The sequence below is a fragment of the Siminovitchia thermophila genome (genome assembly GCF_016909185.1).
GTDB lineage: Bacteria > Bacillota > Bacilli > Bacillales > Bacillaceae_C > Siminovitchia > Siminovitchia thermophila.
The window spans coordinates 85,776-100,821 of record NZ_JAFBFH010000009.1 but is presented as its reverse complement, the minus strand read 5'-3'; the positions used below and the strand labels follow the sequence as shown (position 1 = coordinate 100,821).

Here is a 15,046-nt window from a genome sequence, read left to right as displayed (position 1 = left end):
AAGAGTGAAGCGGTTTCAGAAATCCTATGTTATTTTCTCAATAATGGTATTTTTAAAGATGGCGCTGATTTTATATTTTGGTTTATTGATTCTTCAATATCCATTAATTGGTATAGACGTTGAGCATAAAAACGGAAAATGGGTCGTAGGGCAAGTGTATGATAAGGGGTGGGCTTCTAAAAATCAAATTGAAAAAGGCGATATTATTCAGGCGATTAATGGCATTGACCCTGGCGAGCATAAAACGGTTGCCAGGTTTAATTATGTGGAGAAGGCCAAGTCCATTACAATCGTTGATCAGCAAGCGAATACGAATACATATGCGATCTCTTATAAAGATGTAGACATTCAGTATTTCATGTATTTATTTCTGCCCCTTTTACTTTGCCTTGCGACATTCTTTTTGGGGCTGTATTTTTATTGCGCAAATAAAGAAGAAAGCTCGGCCATGATCCTCATATGCTTTCTCTTTTCATTGGGATTATGTTATTTAAGCGCTCCGGTATCCGCTAGGGCCGACTTGGTCGGAAGAATGACAGTAACAGTGACCTTTCCGGGTTCATTGGTGTTACTGATTCATTTTTTGAAAAGTTATTTTTCGAAACATCATCTCGAGTTTGTAAAAGATCGCATGATAAACATATTGTATATTGCTTACTTTCTAGTGCTCACGAGCCACTTCTTTTTTAATGGCGAGCCCCGTGCTTTCACGAGAATGGTTGAATTGGGTTTTTTCATTTTGTTAGTATGCTTGTTGCTTTTTCTTTTAGCAAGATTGTACTATAAGTATAAACATTCCGAAGGTAAAACGATCATCCAAATTCTTTTGACTGCCTTCGTGATTGCATTTAGTCCTTTTATCATTCTATATGCAATCCCTCACATTTTTTGGGGGAAAGGTTTTGTTTCCGCTGAATTGGCATCCATGTTTTTATTGGTTATCCCACTTGCTTTCGTTTATTTACAAAGAGCAAAAAAGCTGTTTGACATTGAATTTTTACTCGGCAGGCTCCAGTATTATGCGCTGCTTTCGTTTGCTTTGACTACTTTTGCAATCATTATTTTAATCACAGTTTTCGATATGAAGATCCTTTCCGGTTCCGCTTTCCTATTTTTTTTCTTGTTCTTTATTGTAGCGATTTTATTTTTGTACATTAAGGAATATATCGATTATCGTTTGAGACATCATTTATTTTGCCAAAAGAATCATGTTGAAGCAAACCTTCACAATTTTTTTCAAAAGGCGAAACACGAAACAAAAGTAAATGGGTTTATCGCAAGTTTGCTGAGAGAAATAAAAGAGGTATTAAGGGTAAAAGAAGTTCATTATATCAATATCCAGGAAAATAAAGATCTAAACAGATGGATTGTAAAGAATCAACAAGAATTCTCTTTCAGCGAAGAAATAGAACAAGTGAATTGGAGAAATTGCCACCCCGGTTCACTTATAGAAGTTCAGACGGGGTTTTGTGTTGTCATTGGCGAACATTATCATGTGAAAGAAATTATTTTCTGTGGTTTGAAAAAGTATAAGACCACTTTGAATATTCAAGAAAAAATTTGGCTGGAAAATATCGCCTATTTTTCGAGTGTTTTGCTTGAGAACTTCAAACTGATAGAAGGATTGTTTGAAGAAATCGAACATTACCATAAAACAAGACAAAATGAAAACGACTCCTATCCTTCGTGGCTGTCCAGGCTTTTATTTTCTTTATCGGAAAAAGAGCGAATGAATTTGTCGATCGATCTTCACGACACCATTTTGCAGGATCAATTGCAGCTCCTAAGGGACATTGAAGCAATCAAAACCAAAATGACAGATCCTTATCTCAAAGAAAGTATGTACCACGTGAAAGAAACAATTCTTGATAATATACATCTTATCCGAGAGACATGTAACGAATTAAGGCCACCGTTTCTTAGTGAATTAGGTCTAATTCAATCGATTCAAAATTTAATCGAGCGTGTCAAATTACGTTCCAACTTTCTCCTGCATGCGGATTTGGACCCTACGATTCAAAGGATGGTTCCAGAAGATGAGTTAACTGTTTATAGAGTGATTCAAGAACTTTTGAATAACGCCATGAAGCACTCGAAAGCTTCTGAAGTGAGTATTTCGTTGAAAAAAATCAACCGTGGCTTCATGTTGTCCTATATAGACAACGGGATCGGCATTCGTATGAGCGAACTAAATGATTCCTTCAAAACGATGGGAATATACGGGATCAAAGAGCGTGTGCGCTCCATGGGCGGCAAGATAAAGATCGAATCGGCGCAAAATCAAGGGCTAAAAGTTCAAATCTTATATAGACAGGGGGATAATGAGATTGATCAAAGTGTTAATTGTGGATGACCACCCTGCCATGGGAGAAGGAACCAGGGCCATTATTGAGTCAGAACAAGACATGGAGGCTGAAGTGTTAACAGAAAGTGATAAAATTACGGAAGTATTGAAAAAAGAAACATATGATGTGTACCTGATCGACTTATATATGCCGAAGATGAACGGAATTGAATTGACAAAAATGATTCTGGAATTCGATCCGGATGCAAATATTCTTATTTACACAGGATATGACGTCATCTCCCATTTTAATTTGCTTACGGATGCAGGCGCATCGGGATTTATCAGCAAAACCTCCACACGGGAACAATTATTGACCGCCATTAGATGTTCCTTGAGGGATGAGGCAGTCATTCCTATCCAATTATTAAAACAATTAAAAAGAGTGGAAGCGGCTCCATCAGTCAATAAAGGAAAACAACATTTGGGAAGTATCAGCTTATCCAGAAAAGAACAACAAATTTTAGAAGGTATATCTAAAGGCCATACGAACAGAGCGATTGCCCTAGAACTGTCTATGAGTCAAAGAAGTGTTGAATACCACTTAACCAAGATTTTTTCAAAACTTGGCGTTGGCTCAAGAACAGAAGCGCTGTTAAAAGCAGAAGAACTTGGACTATTATCACTATTCTCTGTGAAAAAATAGACGCAGGGAGGTTGTAGGGTACGGGACTAATCCAAGTGTCTTTTTTTTGATACTACCGAAATACTTTGCGGAAAACCGCAACATGATTTACGGTGAAAATTCCTGAAAGCTATGTGAAAATTAGGGAGGAGGCCTACAGCTTTAGTGGATCATTAAGGAGTAGAGAGGTTAACTGAAATGGTCAAAGTGACGCGGACATGGATGACGGCTAATGTGTGAATTTTAGTTTAGAAAACGATAATTCAAGTACAAAGTTTTCAATATATTCCTGATCAACACTTTGGAAAAATACATAAAAAAAAGCTTTAGAAAGTTGAAAAGCTAAAACAGTATAAAAACTTCCAGAAGCTCAATGGTAGTATAATTACCTAATCATGATGCAAAGCAGTTACAAAGGGCCATATGATCATAGGATCGAATGGAATGAGACTGTTAAATCACAAAAAACATCCTCCGGCTGTTGTGATGCAGGCGATGCCTGGCAAAGGTAAATATATTTGCTGATAAACTAAGTTCAGTACTTACGATAAAACAGTAAAAGCGTGCAAATAGAACCAAGTAGGTGCCGCTATTGAAAAAACACAAGGGCACAATACTATGGATAATTATCGGTATCAATGCTTGTTTTTTACCAATCAGATCGTGAAGATTTAGTTATCAACCAGTCAATTATACGAGTGCACTAGGGTTAGCTTAAAAGTATTCCACTGTATATATGCGCTATTCGCCTTACATCAAAAAAGTAAAAGCCTCTTGATGAGTGCGTTCATAGAGGGGAATGATTAATGTGATCAGCATGAAGTACATGGCATACTTTGTAGTTTCGTTGGTACTATAATTGCTGTTGTTCTGGTTACAAAGGAAAGCCCTATTATAACAGTGCTAGATTACGTTAATTATTCTCAATTATCCACATTAATTATGTTCATTATCGATAAACTACTCCAACACATAAGCTTGCTTTTTTGCGATGGACAGCATTAGGATCATAACTCAACATTTAAATCTATCATATTTTTTATCAATTCCTTAGTAAATTGGAATACACCAATTACTACTTCATTTACATCAAGAACGATTGCGGCAAACCGCAGGTTATTTTACGGTGTCATTAGAGAGGAAGTATGCAATAATCATAAGCAAGATTCAATCTGTATTTGTCGAAAAAGAGAGTTCCCTTATGAATAGGAATGGAGGGTTTTTGAAAGAGACGGGATTCTTTCAGTACCTTTTAGGCGGTATATTCGATGTTATAGACTAAGTGGAACTGGACCCTAATTTAAGTGTCAAATCCAAAGGAGTTCACTTTTTAAAAGTGACTGAATCTTAGGAAAATATCACCGGACCTGCAGAACCGTGAAGCAGAGGATGGCATAAGAAGGAAATCTAGTTAACATAAATGAGAACTTCGCGTCATCAAGTTTAAATGAGCTGCCCTGTTTCGACCTTAACGTACTATTGTGAAGGCCGGAGATTAGTCACTCCCTTTTACCCATTAAACAACTGCATTAAGGAGAATGCACATGATTTATAGATTTATACAAGATTGTTTAAAAAGTTTGATAAAGAAAAAGTTTACGTGGATGGCGTTCTTTTTCTATCTTCTAATTGCTGCGGGCAATATTTTGTTCATTCGCAGTGAAGAACCCGTTGGGAATCCTTATTTTACACAGACGTCCGCTTTTGAATACTTTGTTATGATTCAAGGTGGAGGGTCTGGTGTTTTAATGGTTTTCCTGCCTTTGCTGGTCACATTAGCAACAGGAGATTTTTTTATCAAAGAAAGGCGCTCCAGTCTATTATCTTATAGTTTGATGAGGACAAGTCTGCGGCAGTATATTCGCAGTAAAGTGCTATCGATTGGTTTCAGCAGTTTTTTATTTCTCTTTTTTTGCCAATTGCTCCTGTTTATCAGCTTGCTATTGATTTTTCCATTAACGAAGCCGAGTGTTGATAACATTAATTATGCAACGGATTTATTGGTACATAATCCATGGATATATTGTTTGCTCATTATCCTTAATAGTGCGCTTATGGCTTTTTTCTATAGCTGTTTGACGATAATCATTGGCATTATTTTTCAGAACCTTTATGTTTCGATCATGCTTCCGTATGTTTGTTTCATCGGACTATCAGAAATTTTCATGTCATTTCCGCTTTTCCTTGATGGAAAATTAGGAGCTTTTTTTTATGATTTTGCTCCAATGGCTATGGCTGGAGATTATATCACAAGCACATTTTACTGGGCTGTTATACCTTTATATTGGATCGCGCTGGGAGGGCTGAATTATCTATTCGTCATTTGGCTGTTTGAATGGAAATTTCAAAGAGAAAAGCTTTTGTTATGATAAAGTGAAACTTCATTCAGTAGGCGTTTTCTTCCATCTCCTACTGAATGTTAGTTGAACCAATCGGGCATTTAGGTGTCGTTTTCTCCCACTTAGAACCTTTTGTATTAACTCATGTCCTGAAGTGGGAGTCTTACGGCATCTTACATGCGGGATAAAAGGAGAAGATATGAATGACAGAAGAGAATAGAATTGTATTTCATCGCGTCGATAAAAGCATAGGCGAACAAACGATTCTACAAAATGTCACATTTGAAGTGCGTGCTGGAGAAGTTGTCGGTATTATAGGCGCGAATGGATCTGGAAAAACAACTATCCTTCGACTTGCAGCAGGCTTAAGTTACCCTTCAAAGGGAGAGATCCTTATAAACGGCAAATCTATCCAACCAGGATTAGTAGGGAATTTACCTGGCGGGATAGGGGTGCTTATTGAATCACCGACATTTTTAGAAAATGTAACCGGTTTTGACAACCTTTATTATTTATCAAAAATTAGGAATCAAATTGATAAGGAAGATATTTATCATGCGCTAAAACAAGTGGGCCTTGATCCAAATAATAAAAAGAAAGTGAAAGCTTACTCATTAGGGATGAAACAGCGCTTGGGGATAGCGCAAGCAATTATGGAGCGACCAGAAATTATTTTATTTGATGAGCCGACTAACGCGTTAGATAAAGAAGGAATATCGTTATTCGGAAACATTATTGACGAGTGTAAAAAAAGAGGTACAAGCTTTTTATTTGTCTCTCATAGTATGGAGGATATCCAAAATTATTGTGATCGTGTCTTTAAGATCGAAAATCAGACCGTTGTATTACAAGAAAACATGCGTTATTACACAGTAATGCTAAAAAAATTAGAAGATGTAGAGAAAGTGCTACAAATAAAAACAAATGCCCGTATTGGTGAAAGACTGGACGGAAACCCGGTGATTCGTATACCTTTTGAAACAGAAAAAGAGCTCCATTCATTTTTTGATGATTTGCAATTAGACTATCAACTATTAAAGGATAAAAAATCATCATGATGCCTTTTGAAATCGCCAAATATTTGAGGCATTGTTGGAAACGACTAGCCGTTGTCACAGGTATACTCATATTAAATGCTATTTTTAATAAGAAAAATGTCTATACTCTTTTAGAATTATTGGATTTAATCCCAGAAGGGGCAGTCCTAACCGTACAGGATTATATAGTCGGCCTTTTTAATTCAGCACAATTTGTGATGTTTTTTATATTTCCCGTTTTGTTTGCTGTGTTGATTGCAGATTTAATCACAGCCGATTTTGATGATGGCTTTATATATCTTATACTTTCCAGATTGGAAAGTCGTTTTCATTATCTTATCACGAAATGCGCCATTGTTTTTTTGATGGCCATTATCTTTACATGTTTAGTTGTCATTACCGCACTCTTTGTAGTGGCTGTTTTCCGTATTCCTTTTTCCGGAGAAACATACCATTATCTCTTTTTAGCAGACCAACGTGCTAGTTCCATCATGACATATGTCATGATCCTAACAACGTTTATACTTGGTCTAACTTTTATCGGAATGCTGACGCTTGTTATCTCTGTTTATACAAGAGGGGCTGGTATTGCGGTGGCTGTAATCATTTTGCTCGGCTTTATACATAATATTTTTTATGTACTCGGCAGTCCTTTTTTACTTTGGTTACCTTTTACACAATATGTTGTCGGTATGCATGCAAACTATGCCCCATTTGGGATCTCGGTCCCTTACTTTACAAACGCATTTTCCAGTGCGTATTTGATCATCGGGATTATTTTTTCTTTTGGACTAATGATGTGGAAAATACGATCCAGTGACATAAATAAAGTGAGGACCAGTAAATGAAAGCACTCGTATTCCTGCAATTAAGGTCGATATTTACGAAAAAAACAAGTATCATACTGTTGCTTTTTTTCATTATTCTTGCTTTCTTACAAGGGTTGCGGTTGCGTCAATATTTCTTAATCTATGAACTAGAAGGAAACGCATTAGACTTTTTGATGTTTACGGTTGGTGGTTGGCAAAGTCCGACATTATTTACATTTATCTTATCATGGCTACTTTTCATGTTCATTTTTCTTTATTTCTCCTTACTTTCATCAACCATTGTTGATCAGTTGTTTAACTACGTGTTGCCGCGATTGCAAAAACGAGTCATTATATGGGGAATTACGTGTATGATGCAAAGTATCTTAAGTGTTCTTCTTTTTCTCTTATTCGTTTTTCTACATCTGTTGATTGGTTGTTTGTTATTTGAAAACAATTGGAATTTCAGCACGTACAGTTTGCAGTTTTACCCGTATTGGGTGAATGCTTCTCTTTCTGTCAAAACGATGTTATTTCGGATAAGTGTGATATTTATTAGTGGATTATATGCCTTATTTATGATGCTGCAAATAATCTTACTTTTCCCGTTGAATAAAACTTATTTGTACATCAGTTTTGTTCTATTCGGTATAGGGACTAGCATCGCATATGTGTATACGACTATGCCGAGAATGTTTGCTCCATTCTTTTATGTCAGTACAATGTCTTTGCCAGCAGATCAGACAGCCTTTATTACGGCTTTTCTTAGTAATATGCTGATTGTTGTTTTTTGTGGGCTGATTGGCATTTTCTTGTGGAGAAAGCGAGAGGTGCTTTAATAAATGTTTAAAAATGACGACAAGTGAAAAGGAGGTTCTATTCAAGAAGGCATGACTGTCCTTATTAATCTGAATAAGGGGGATAATAATGAATGAGGTCTTAAAAATTAAAAACCTGCATAAAAAAATGAATTCAAAAATAATTATTGATAATGTATCTTTTAAAGTAAAAAAAGGAGAAATATTTGGACTTTTAGGCCCTAATGGTGCTGGAAAAACCACTAAAAGTTGGAACTGTTTAACGAAATCATCTGAAAGCAAATAAGCATTTGACCCCTCTAAAAAAGTTAGAGGTATGTATTCGGTTTTAATCTCTTATATTCTGTTACAATGCATACTAAATTGTGAAAACACTCCTCTAGGTAGAGTGCGACTGACGGAATGGAGACAATAGTTGGATGGTCAACTGATTTCAATACACGCACTCACATAGAATGCGACAAGCTACGCACTTGGCCGATAAATCATGGTTACAATTTCCATCCAGGCTCTCCCATAGGGAAAATCGAAAACAAGGATTGTAAAAGACAAAAAGCAGTCGTCACTATATCAAGCGATATGAAGTGCCATTTGGAATGGCATAATTTTTAACATGGACAATTATTATTTATAACAAATGTCATTTGACAAAACTTCTTGTATATGGTAAATTTACTAAGGTGAATCGAATACTCGTTTGTGTAAGAAGGAGCTGCCCGCTTCTCGCCTGATTGACGCAATTTGGCTGTTGACAGGTTACGAATTCATAATCTATTTTTCACATTTTACATGATAAGTGATAATAGCGCGGGTCCTCTGCATACCCGTGCTTTTTTGTTTTGGATGTTTTTAAAATAGGCGAACAAGCAAGTGAAGGAACGATCGAACAGCCCATTTTACCAAACAAAGTATTCTTAAAAAAACTTGGAGGTGGCTAACTATTAGCAAAGATATGTTTGTAAATGAGGGCATTCGTGCCCGTGAACTTCGTCTCATTGATCAAAATGGCAATCAGCTCGGAGTGAAATCCCGAAATGAAGCGCTTGATATTGCTGCCCGCGCTAACCTTGATCTCGTGCTTGTTGCACCGAATGCGAAACCGCCTGTAGCCAGAATTATGGACTATGGTAAGTATCGTTTTGAACAGCAAAAAAGAGAAAAAGAAGCACGCAAAAATCAAAAAGTGATCAATGTGAAGGAAGTTCGCCTCAGTCCCACAATTGATGAACATGATTTTAACACGAAACTCCGCAATGGAAGAAAGTTTCTTGAAAAAGGAGATAAAGTGAAGGCTTCCATTCGCTTCCGGGGACGGGCCATTACCCATAAGGAGATTGGCCAGAAAGTTTTGAACCGATTTGCCGAAGAATGCAACGATGTTGCTACGGTCGAGTCAAAACCGCGAATGGACGGCAGAAGCATGTTCTTGGTGTTAGCACCGAAAACGGAAAAGTAATTTTGAGGAGGAAATTGACATGCCAAAAATGAAAACACACCGCGGCGCGGCGAAGCGCTTTAAGAAAACAGCTTCAGGCCAATTGAAGCGTTCACATGCATACACAAGCCACTTGGCTGCAAATAAATCTACAAAACAAAAACGCAAATTGCGCAAATCAGCGCTCGTTTCAAAGGGTGACTTCCGTAGAATCCGTCACCTTCTTGACAATATTAAATAATTCATTGAGCAATTCATCATAGGAGGGAAATCAAATGCCACGTGTAAAAGGCGGAACAGTAACTCGCAGACGTCGCAAAAAAGTATTAAAATTAGCTAAAGGATATTACGGTTCTAAACATAGATTATTTAAAGTTGCCAATCAACAAGTCATGAAATCCTATATGTATGCGTATCGTGACCGCAGAAACAAAAAGCGCGATTTTCGCAAACTATGGATTACACGTATTAATGCCGCTGCCCGCATGAATGGTCTTTCATACAGCCGTTTAATGCATGGCTTGAAAGTAGCCGGCATCGAAGTAAACCGTAAAATGCTTGCAGACCTTGCTGTTTCTGACGAAAAAGCATTTGCTGAACTGGCAAACAAAGCAAAATCTGCATTGTAAACATGTAAATGAAAAACCATGCCATCATAATGGGATGGTTTTTTTTATTTGCGCCCGGCATGGGCTATAACTTGGTGGTGAAAGTCCACTACAGGCTTGGCAGTAGGAACTGTTAGCTAATGGCAAGGGTGTCCATGGGACGTGGAATCTGAAGGAAGCTCGAGGCAAACCTCTGGTCTGACGAACAGAAATCATATAAGAGGCAACGTACGAGGATAAGACTGCAAAAGAAGTTAAAGTCCGATAGCTACGACTGTCATACGGTGTATATATGGCAGATAGATGGAGGGAAAGAGTTCGCGCTTTAACTGAGGAGGTCACACTGATCTACGCCAAAATCTTATAGCGATGTAAGACTGGATAGTGAGGAGTCAGCAGAAGACGTAGTAGTGAAGAAGTCTAATGAAAGTTAGAAGGAGCGAAAGGCTGAGAACCATTTTATCGTTTTAGAAATCTTGATTGGAAGAGGAAAAAAGACCACTGGCATCATGCGTAAAAGTGGATACCAACTTCACGAGACAGAGATGAAATAACGAGCGTGTACGAAGAAAAACTACTCGACAAAATTCTGGAAAGAGAACACCTCAATCAAGCATTCAAGCAGGTGAAAAGGAATAAAGGTGCAGCCGGAGTGGATGGAATGACTGTAGAAGATCTAGTGGGATATAAGGTAAGAAACAAAGAGGAAATCATCTCACTTATAAAATTTTAGTGTTTTTAAAAAAAGATTGACAAGTAAGGAAACGTGATACAAAAGTAGTGATGGCACAATTCCGCTTGCTAAGCTTGCTAATATACTAAATGGGTTATCAATATTTAACATAGAAGTTGAGGTGGAAATTAAAATTAATAATACACCTACACTTAAGATGCCTCCTAAAGCATATCCAATAAGTTTCACAACATACGTTAAAAATAAATTGTGTATCTCTAGCTTTGCAGATTTATAATCTATAAAATAAGATAGGACGGTTCCATACACTAAATAAACAGGCAAGAAAAAAGTAAGATAAATACCGAATAGTTCTTCAAAAGAACTATAGGGAACGCCTATTTCTCGATTTTCTACTGGAGTATAACCTAATTGCGCGAAATACAATGAAATTAGTAATGCCGAAATTAAAGATGATATCACTTTTTCAAAAATGATTAACCCCTTATTCTCAACTTTACTATTTAAGATAATGAAATAACCAATAATAGAAATGATTACTAAAATAAATGGAGCCAAAAGATCCCCTCCACTCCAGAATAAATTTAAGCTCGGTTTAATACAACATATCATAACTTATTTAAAAACATATCCTGAAACACTCTTTTGTCTATAAAGAGAATTTCAAATATTAGGAAAGTAAAAGACATATAAACAAAAAAGAAGGAAGATATGTCGGCTTTCCTGATGAATCAGAGAGAAAAAGTGTGCTGGATCTCTTCGGCACTTGGCTGGCCATTGGCCCAAGCCAGAGCCAACGCTTCGTTTAACAGAGAAAAGTCACTTTTTTTCAGAAGCTTTCCCAATAACCGAAGAATAGCTTTCTGTTCCTCTTCTGTACAGTCGCGGAGAAACTTTGTCCACACTGGAGGGAATTGGTCGTACATATTTGAATACTTAATCGCTCTTGGCCGTTTGGCAAGCAGATCCAGATAAGGCTGGCACACTATGGATTTGCGCTTCATTCCATACAGCCTGGCGTGTTTGGCCATCACTTCATTTTATATGATGATAGATTCATGGCTGATATGCATACAAACCTTATGCCTCGCTAACCGGGGGGGAGGTGGAATAGTGCTTCTGATCAATAACGAATAAAGTGAAACTTCCCGCATGATCTCCATATTTTAAAACAATAATATCTTCGGCAAAGTTTTGTTTATAGTGTTCCTAAACTAATTGGTGTGCTGTTTAAAAACTTTGTAGTATAAGCCCTTTGTGCTGCGACTCCATCAAAAGTCCCATGAAACGCACCTGTAACAATAACGATTTTATCTTTCCCCGCTGTAGCACGTGCAGCTCGGATAGCTACCATCACCGCCTCGGATTTGTAGGCCTTCAATGCGGTCATCCATTTTCCCGACCTGGCTCCGGCTGTCAACAGGAATGAATAATATACGTTATAACGGAGGGAAATTGGTATACGGTCGTTTCGGAAGCTCGACAACCGACCTTAAAATGTAAGCTCGATCCGATTTATCCGTATGTGGCTAAACACGATTTAAGCCGTTGTTACTTCTTGGCCATCAGTCATAACCAAAACAACATGAAAATACAATTGTAGAGGAAAGCAGGTGATCACCTTGAATGAGCAATTATTTATAATGCTTTCACTCGTGAAGGATAGCGGAATGTTAGCCCCCGTGATCTTTATTTTTTTTCATGTTGTCAGGCAATTTATGTTTATTCCAGTTGCATTTGTTTGCATGGCTGGCGGTATGATGTTTGGAAGTTTGTTGGGAACGGCTTATTCATTGGCAGGATTGCTCGTACTTTCGGCCGTATTTTATTTTGGCATCGGCAAGCTTCACAGGACACGGTCCAAACTCATGTCCATCAAAACGAAATGGTTCGGTCCCTATACAAAAATGACGGTCGGCCAAATTGCGGTCCTCAGGCTCATTCCTTTTTTTCATTATCACTTGCTCAACCTTTGTCTATTGGAAAGGCGGCCTGATTTTCGCGGATTTATGAGGGGAGCAGTTGCAACGAATGTTCCGCTCGCTTTTTTCTACACTGTATTTGGAGAATTTATTACCAGCTTTTCACCGTTCATGGCCATAATGATTGTTATATCTTTATTCATTTTGGTTTATATTCTAAGGGAAAGGGTCAGTGTCATTAAATGGTCTGATTTTTTTGGCCACCATTCGGCATAAATTAGTCCGCTCTGTTTTTTTTCAGCAATTCTTTGATCGGGCTTTTCCAGTCAATTACTGCATTGGGATAGCGCAATTTGATTTCGTTTTCAATAAAAACAAAATCTTCATAACCCAATCCATGAAGTAAATCATTGTTATGTGGAAAAACAAAAATGGATACGACTTCAAATGACTTGTCAGTCGTCCCCAAATATTTTTCTCCCTCAAACATGACACCTTTATAAGTAATGAGAAAATTTTTTCTTATGTTGTCAGGGATATCATAAAAAAAGAATCGTTTCTGTTCATGGGCGCTTTCCAGCTTCCTCTTTGGATCAATAATAAACTTGATTGCTGTATAAAATAAGTAAATAATGAGTGCCAAAATAGCGATCCTAAACAGCAAAATCATGACGATTCCTCCCATTCAATATCAATACCCCCATATACGTACAAACAAGCGAAAAGGTTTCATTTCTGGTATAATTTTTTAAAAAAGAGGAGTGAGCCAAAAAATGACTTTTCAGGATTGGTTTACCATGCAGCGGGAGCTGGACCGTTATATAGAAACAAATCATGGTTTACAGAAAGAAGATGTAACAGACAAAAAAATATTGGCTTTACTAGTAGAAATCGGAGAATTGGCGAATGAAACAAGATGCTTTAAATTTTGGAGCAAAAAGCCGGCAGCGGAAAGGGAAAAGATCTTAGAGGAATTCGTCGATGGCATACATTTTATTTTATCGATCGGGCTGGATCTCGGGTTGGAGGAAAGGGAGTTCTCTATTATATCTCATGAAGGAAATGAAGATTTAGTCCGTGGATTCCTTGCGGTATTTGAACGTGTGAACGCTCTGCGCCAATCGAGGAGCGCGGAAGATTATGAACAGTTACTCCGCAGATACTTTGTTTTGGGACATTCACTCGGATTTTCGATGGATGAAGTGCAAGAAGCTTATAAAATGAAAAACAAGGTAAACTATAAACGGCAAGATGAAGGATATTAAGATCGCTTTTTTCGTTTCAGCCATTTAACTATAAGTTTCGATCAATGGAGGATGAAATAAAATGAAGCAATTAGATGAGACGCTGACAATGCTGAAAGAGTTAACGGATGCAAGAGGAATTGCCGGAAATGAACGGGAAGCGCGCGAAGTGATGGAAAAGTACATAGCCCCCTATTGTGATGAAATCAGCACTGATGGCCTTGGAAGCTTGATTGCCCAAAAAACGGGTGAAACAAATGGCCCGAAAATCATGATTGCCGGGCACTTGGATGAGATTGGCTTCATGGTAACGCAAATTGATGACAAAGGATTTTTGCGCTTTCAAACGGTTGGCGGCTGGTGGTCACAGGTGATGTTGGCACAGCGGGTAACGGTTGTGACGGCCAACGGTGACATAACGGGCGTGATCGGATCCAAGCCACCCCATATATTATCTCCTGAAGCGAGAAAAAAGCCGGTTGATATAAAAGATATGTTTATTGACATTGGCGCATCCAGCAAAGAAGAAGCAAAAGAGTGGGGAGTCCGTCCCGGAGACATGGTTGTGCCATCGTTTGAATTCACAGTAATGAAAAATGAAAAAATGCTGCTGGCGAAAGCATGGGATAACCGTATTGGCTGCGCTATTGCGATAGATGTCTTGAAAAACCTAAAAGATGAAAAGCATGGAAACGTCGTGTACGGAGTGGGCACTGTCCAGGAAGAAGTCGGTTTAAGAGGTGCTAAAACTGCGGCTAACCGCATTCAACCTGATATTGCCATCGCGGTGGATGTAGGGATTGCCGGAGATACACCCGGTGTATCGGAAAAAGAAGCCCAAGCAAAAATAGGTGAAGGTCCGCAAATTATTTTATACGATGCTTCCCTCGTATCTCATAAAGGGCTTCGGGATTTTGTCACAAAGACCGCTGACGAGCATGACATCCCTTACCAGTTTGATGCTATGCCCGGTGGCGGGACCGATGCCGGAGCTACGCATTTGACCGGAGAGGGTGTGCCATCTATAGCGATTACGATCGCAACCCGCTACATTCATACACATGGAGCCATTTTGCACCGTGATGATTATGAAAATACGGTGAAATTGATTACAGAGGTCGTTAAAAGATTGGATCGGGAGACGGCAAAGCACATCATTTATGGATGATGG

At 38.1% G+C, this 15,046-nt stretch carries 16 protein-coding genes and 1 pseudogene; 13 read left to right on the top strand and 4 right to left on the bottom strand.

Annotated features, from left to right (window positions below; all coding sequences use genetic code 11):
• Positions 1-4: 4 nt before the first annotated feature.
• From JOC94_RS23360 to rplT, 10 genes and pseudogenes are all read left to right on the top strand, one after another.
• Positions 5-2,353: an ATP-binding protein gene (locus JOC94_RS23360; protein ID WP_139345565.1), complete on the top strand. Its 2,349-nt coding sequence runs from the start codon at positions 5-7 to the stop codon at positions 2,351-2,353.
• Positions 2,322-2,990: a response regulator transcription factor gene (locus tag JOC94_RS08340; RefSeq protein ID WP_321189655.1), complete on the top strand. Its 669-nt coding sequence runs from the start codon at positions 2,322-2,324 to the stop codon at positions 2,988-2,990. The genes JOC94_RS23360 and JOC94_RS08340 overlap by 32 nt, the downstream gene beginning before the upstream one ends.
• A 1,523-nt stretch (positions 2,991-4,513) precedes the next feature.
• Positions 4,514-5,338, top strand: coding sequence for a hypothetical protein (locus tag JOC94_RS08335; RefSeq protein WP_077110119.1), 825 nt, complete (start codon positions 4,514-4,516; stop codon positions 5,336-5,338).
• Between the two features lie 173 nt (positions 5,339-5,511).
• Positions 5,512-6,366, top strand: a complete 855-nt coding sequence (locus tag JOC94_RS08330; protein WP_077110120.1) for an ABC transporter ATP-binding protein — start codon at positions 5,512-5,514, stop codon at positions 6,364-6,366.
• On the top strand, positions 6,363-7,193 hold the full coding sequence (locus tag JOC94_RS08325) for a hypothetical protein (protein ID WP_077110121.1): 831 nt from the start codon (positions 6,363-6,365) through the stop codon (positions 7,191-7,193). The genes JOC94_RS08330 and JOC94_RS08325 overlap by 4 nt, the downstream gene beginning before the upstream one ends.
• The gene (locus JOC94_RS08320; RefSeq protein ID WP_077110122.1) at positions 7,190-7,993 is read left to right on the top strand and encodes a hypothetical protein; all 804 of its coding nucleotides are present in this window, start codon (positions 7,190-7,192) and stop codon (positions 7,991-7,993) included. The genes JOC94_RS08325 and JOC94_RS08320 overlap by 4 nt, the downstream gene beginning before the upstream one ends.
• An 85-nt stretch (positions 7,994-8,078) precedes the next feature.
• Positions 8,079-8,216: pseudogene (locus tag JOC94_RS08315) on the top strand (ATP-binding cassette domain-containing protein); the annotation flags it as partial.
• 708 nt (positions 8,217-8,924) lie between these two features.
• Entirely contained in the window at positions 8,925-9,428 is a 504-nt protein-coding gene (gene infC / locus JOC94_RS08310; RefSeq protein ID WP_139345566.1) for a translation initiation factor IF-3, read from the top strand.
• 19 nt (positions 9,429-9,447) lie between these two features.
• Entirely contained in the window at positions 9,448-9,648 is a 201-nt protein-coding gene (gene rpmI / locus JOC94_RS08305; RefSeq protein WP_077110124.1) for a 50S ribosomal protein L35, read from the top strand.
• Positions 9,649-9,682: 34 nt separating this feature from the next.
• Positions 9,683-10,036, top strand: a complete 354-nt coding sequence (gene rplT, locus JOC94_RS08300) for a 50S ribosomal protein L20 (RefSeq protein ID WP_077110125.1) — start codon at positions 9,683-9,685, stop codon at positions 10,034-10,036.
• A gap of 694 nt (positions 10,037-10,730) precedes the next feature.
• On the opposite strand, the gene JOC94_RS08295 is transcribed toward rplT, so the two are convergent.
• From JOC94_RS08295 to JOC94_RS08285, 3 genes are all read right to left on the bottom strand, one after another.
• Positions 10,731-11,267, bottom strand: coding sequence for a hypothetical protein (locus JOC94_RS08295; protein ID WP_077110126.1), 537 nt, complete (start codon positions 11,265-11,267; stop codon positions 10,731-10,733).
• A gap of 173 nt (positions 11,268-11,440) precedes the next feature.
• Positions 11,441-11,713: a hypothetical protein gene (locus JOC94_RS08290; RefSeq protein ID WP_077110127.1), complete on the bottom strand. Its 273-nt coding sequence runs from the start codon at positions 11,711-11,713 to the stop codon at positions 11,441-11,443.
• 194 nt (positions 11,714-11,907) lie between these two features.
• Entirely contained in the window at positions 11,908-12,099 is a 192-nt protein-coding gene (locus JOC94_RS08285; RefSeq protein WP_077110128.1) for a hypothetical protein, read from the bottom strand.
• A 232-nt stretch (positions 12,100-12,331) separates the two neighbouring features.
• Here JOC94_RS08285 and JOC94_RS08280 point away from each other — a divergent pair, with 232 nt between their 5' ends.
• Positions 12,332-12,907 carry a TVP38/TMEM64 family protein gene (locus tag JOC94_RS08280; RefSeq protein WP_077110129.1) on the top strand — a complete coding sequence of 192 codons (576 nt, stop codon included), beginning with the start codon at positions 12,332-12,334 and terminating at the stop codon, positions 12,905-12,907.
• Between the two features lies 1 nt (position 12,908).
• Here JOC94_RS08280 and JOC94_RS08275 read toward each other — a convergent pair whose 3' ends face one another.
• On the bottom strand, positions 12,909-13,301 hold the full coding sequence (locus tag JOC94_RS08275; protein ID WP_077110130.1) for a sigma-w pathway protein ysdB: 393 nt from the start codon (positions 13,299-13,301) through the stop codon (positions 12,909-12,911).
• Between the two features lie 103 nt (positions 13,302-13,404).
• On the opposite strand from JOC94_RS08275, the gene JOC94_RS08270 reads away from it, so the two are divergent.
• Both JOC94_RS08270 and JOC94_RS08265 read left to right on the top strand, forming a co-directional pair.
• On the top strand, positions 13,405-13,896 hold the full coding sequence (locus JOC94_RS08270) for a dUTP diphosphatase (protein ID WP_077110131.1): 492 nt from the start codon (positions 13,405-13,407) through the stop codon (positions 13,894-13,896).
• 61 nt (positions 13,897-13,957) lie between these two features.
• Positions 13,958-15,043: a M42 family metallopeptidase gene (locus JOC94_RS08265; protein ID WP_077110132.1), complete on the top strand. Its 1,086-nt coding sequence runs from the start codon at positions 13,958-13,960 to the stop codon at positions 15,041-15,043.
• The last annotated feature ends 3 nt before the right edge of the window (positions 15,044-15,046 follow it).

Excerpts from the sequence above, each read along its gene's own strand:
- JOC94_RS08340 (WP_321189655.1), top strand. The coding sequence starts at position 2,322 with ATGAGATTGATCAAAGTGTTAATTGTGGATGACCACCCTGCCATGGGA.
- JOC94_RS08335 (WP_077110119.1), top strand. The coding sequence starts at position 4,514 with ATGATTTATAGATTTATACAAGATTGTTTAAAAAGTTTGATAAAGAAA.
- JOC94_RS08330 (WP_077110120.1), top strand. The coding sequence starts at position 5,512 with ATGACAGAAGAGAATAGAATTGTATTTCATCGCGTCGATAAAAGCATA.
- JOC94_RS08325 (WP_077110121.1), top strand. The coding sequence starts at position 6,363 with ATGATGCCTTTTGAAATCGCCAAATATTTGAGGCATTGTTGGAAACGA.
- JOC94_RS08320 (WP_077110122.1), top strand. The coding sequence starts at position 7,190 with ATGAAAGCACTCGTATTCCTGCAATTAAGGTCGATATTTACGAAAAAA.
- infC (WP_139345566.1), top strand. The coding sequence starts at position 8,925 with ATGTTTGTAAATGAGGGCATTCGTGCCCGTGAACTTCGTCTCATTGAT.
- rpmI (WP_077110124.1), top strand. The coding sequence starts at position 9,448 with ATGCCAAAAATGAAAACACACCGCGGCGCGGCGAAGCGCTTTAAGAAA.
- rplT (WP_077110125.1), top strand. The coding sequence starts at position 9,683 with ATGCCACGTGTAAAAGGCGGAACAGTAACTCGCAGACGTCGCAAAAAA.
- JOC94_RS08290 (WP_077110127.1), bottom strand. The coding sequence starts at position 11,713 with ATGAAGCGCAAATCCATAGTGTGCCAGCCTTATCTGGATCTGCTTGCC.
- JOC94_RS08285 (WP_077110128.1), bottom strand. The coding sequence starts at position 12,099 with ATGACCGCATTGAAGGCCTACAAATCCGAGGCGGTGATGGTAGCTATC.
- JOC94_RS08275 (WP_077110130.1), bottom strand. The coding sequence starts at position 13,301 with ATGATTTTGCTGTTTAGGATCGCTATTTTGGCACTCATTATTTACTTA.
- JOC94_RS08270 (WP_077110131.1), top strand. The coding sequence starts at position 13,405 with ATGACTTTTCAGGATTGGTTTACCATGCAGCGGGAGCTGGACCGTTAT.
- JOC94_RS08265 (WP_077110132.1), top strand. The coding sequence starts at position 13,958 with ATGAAGCAATTAGATGAGACGCTGACAATGCTGAAAGAGTTAACGGAT.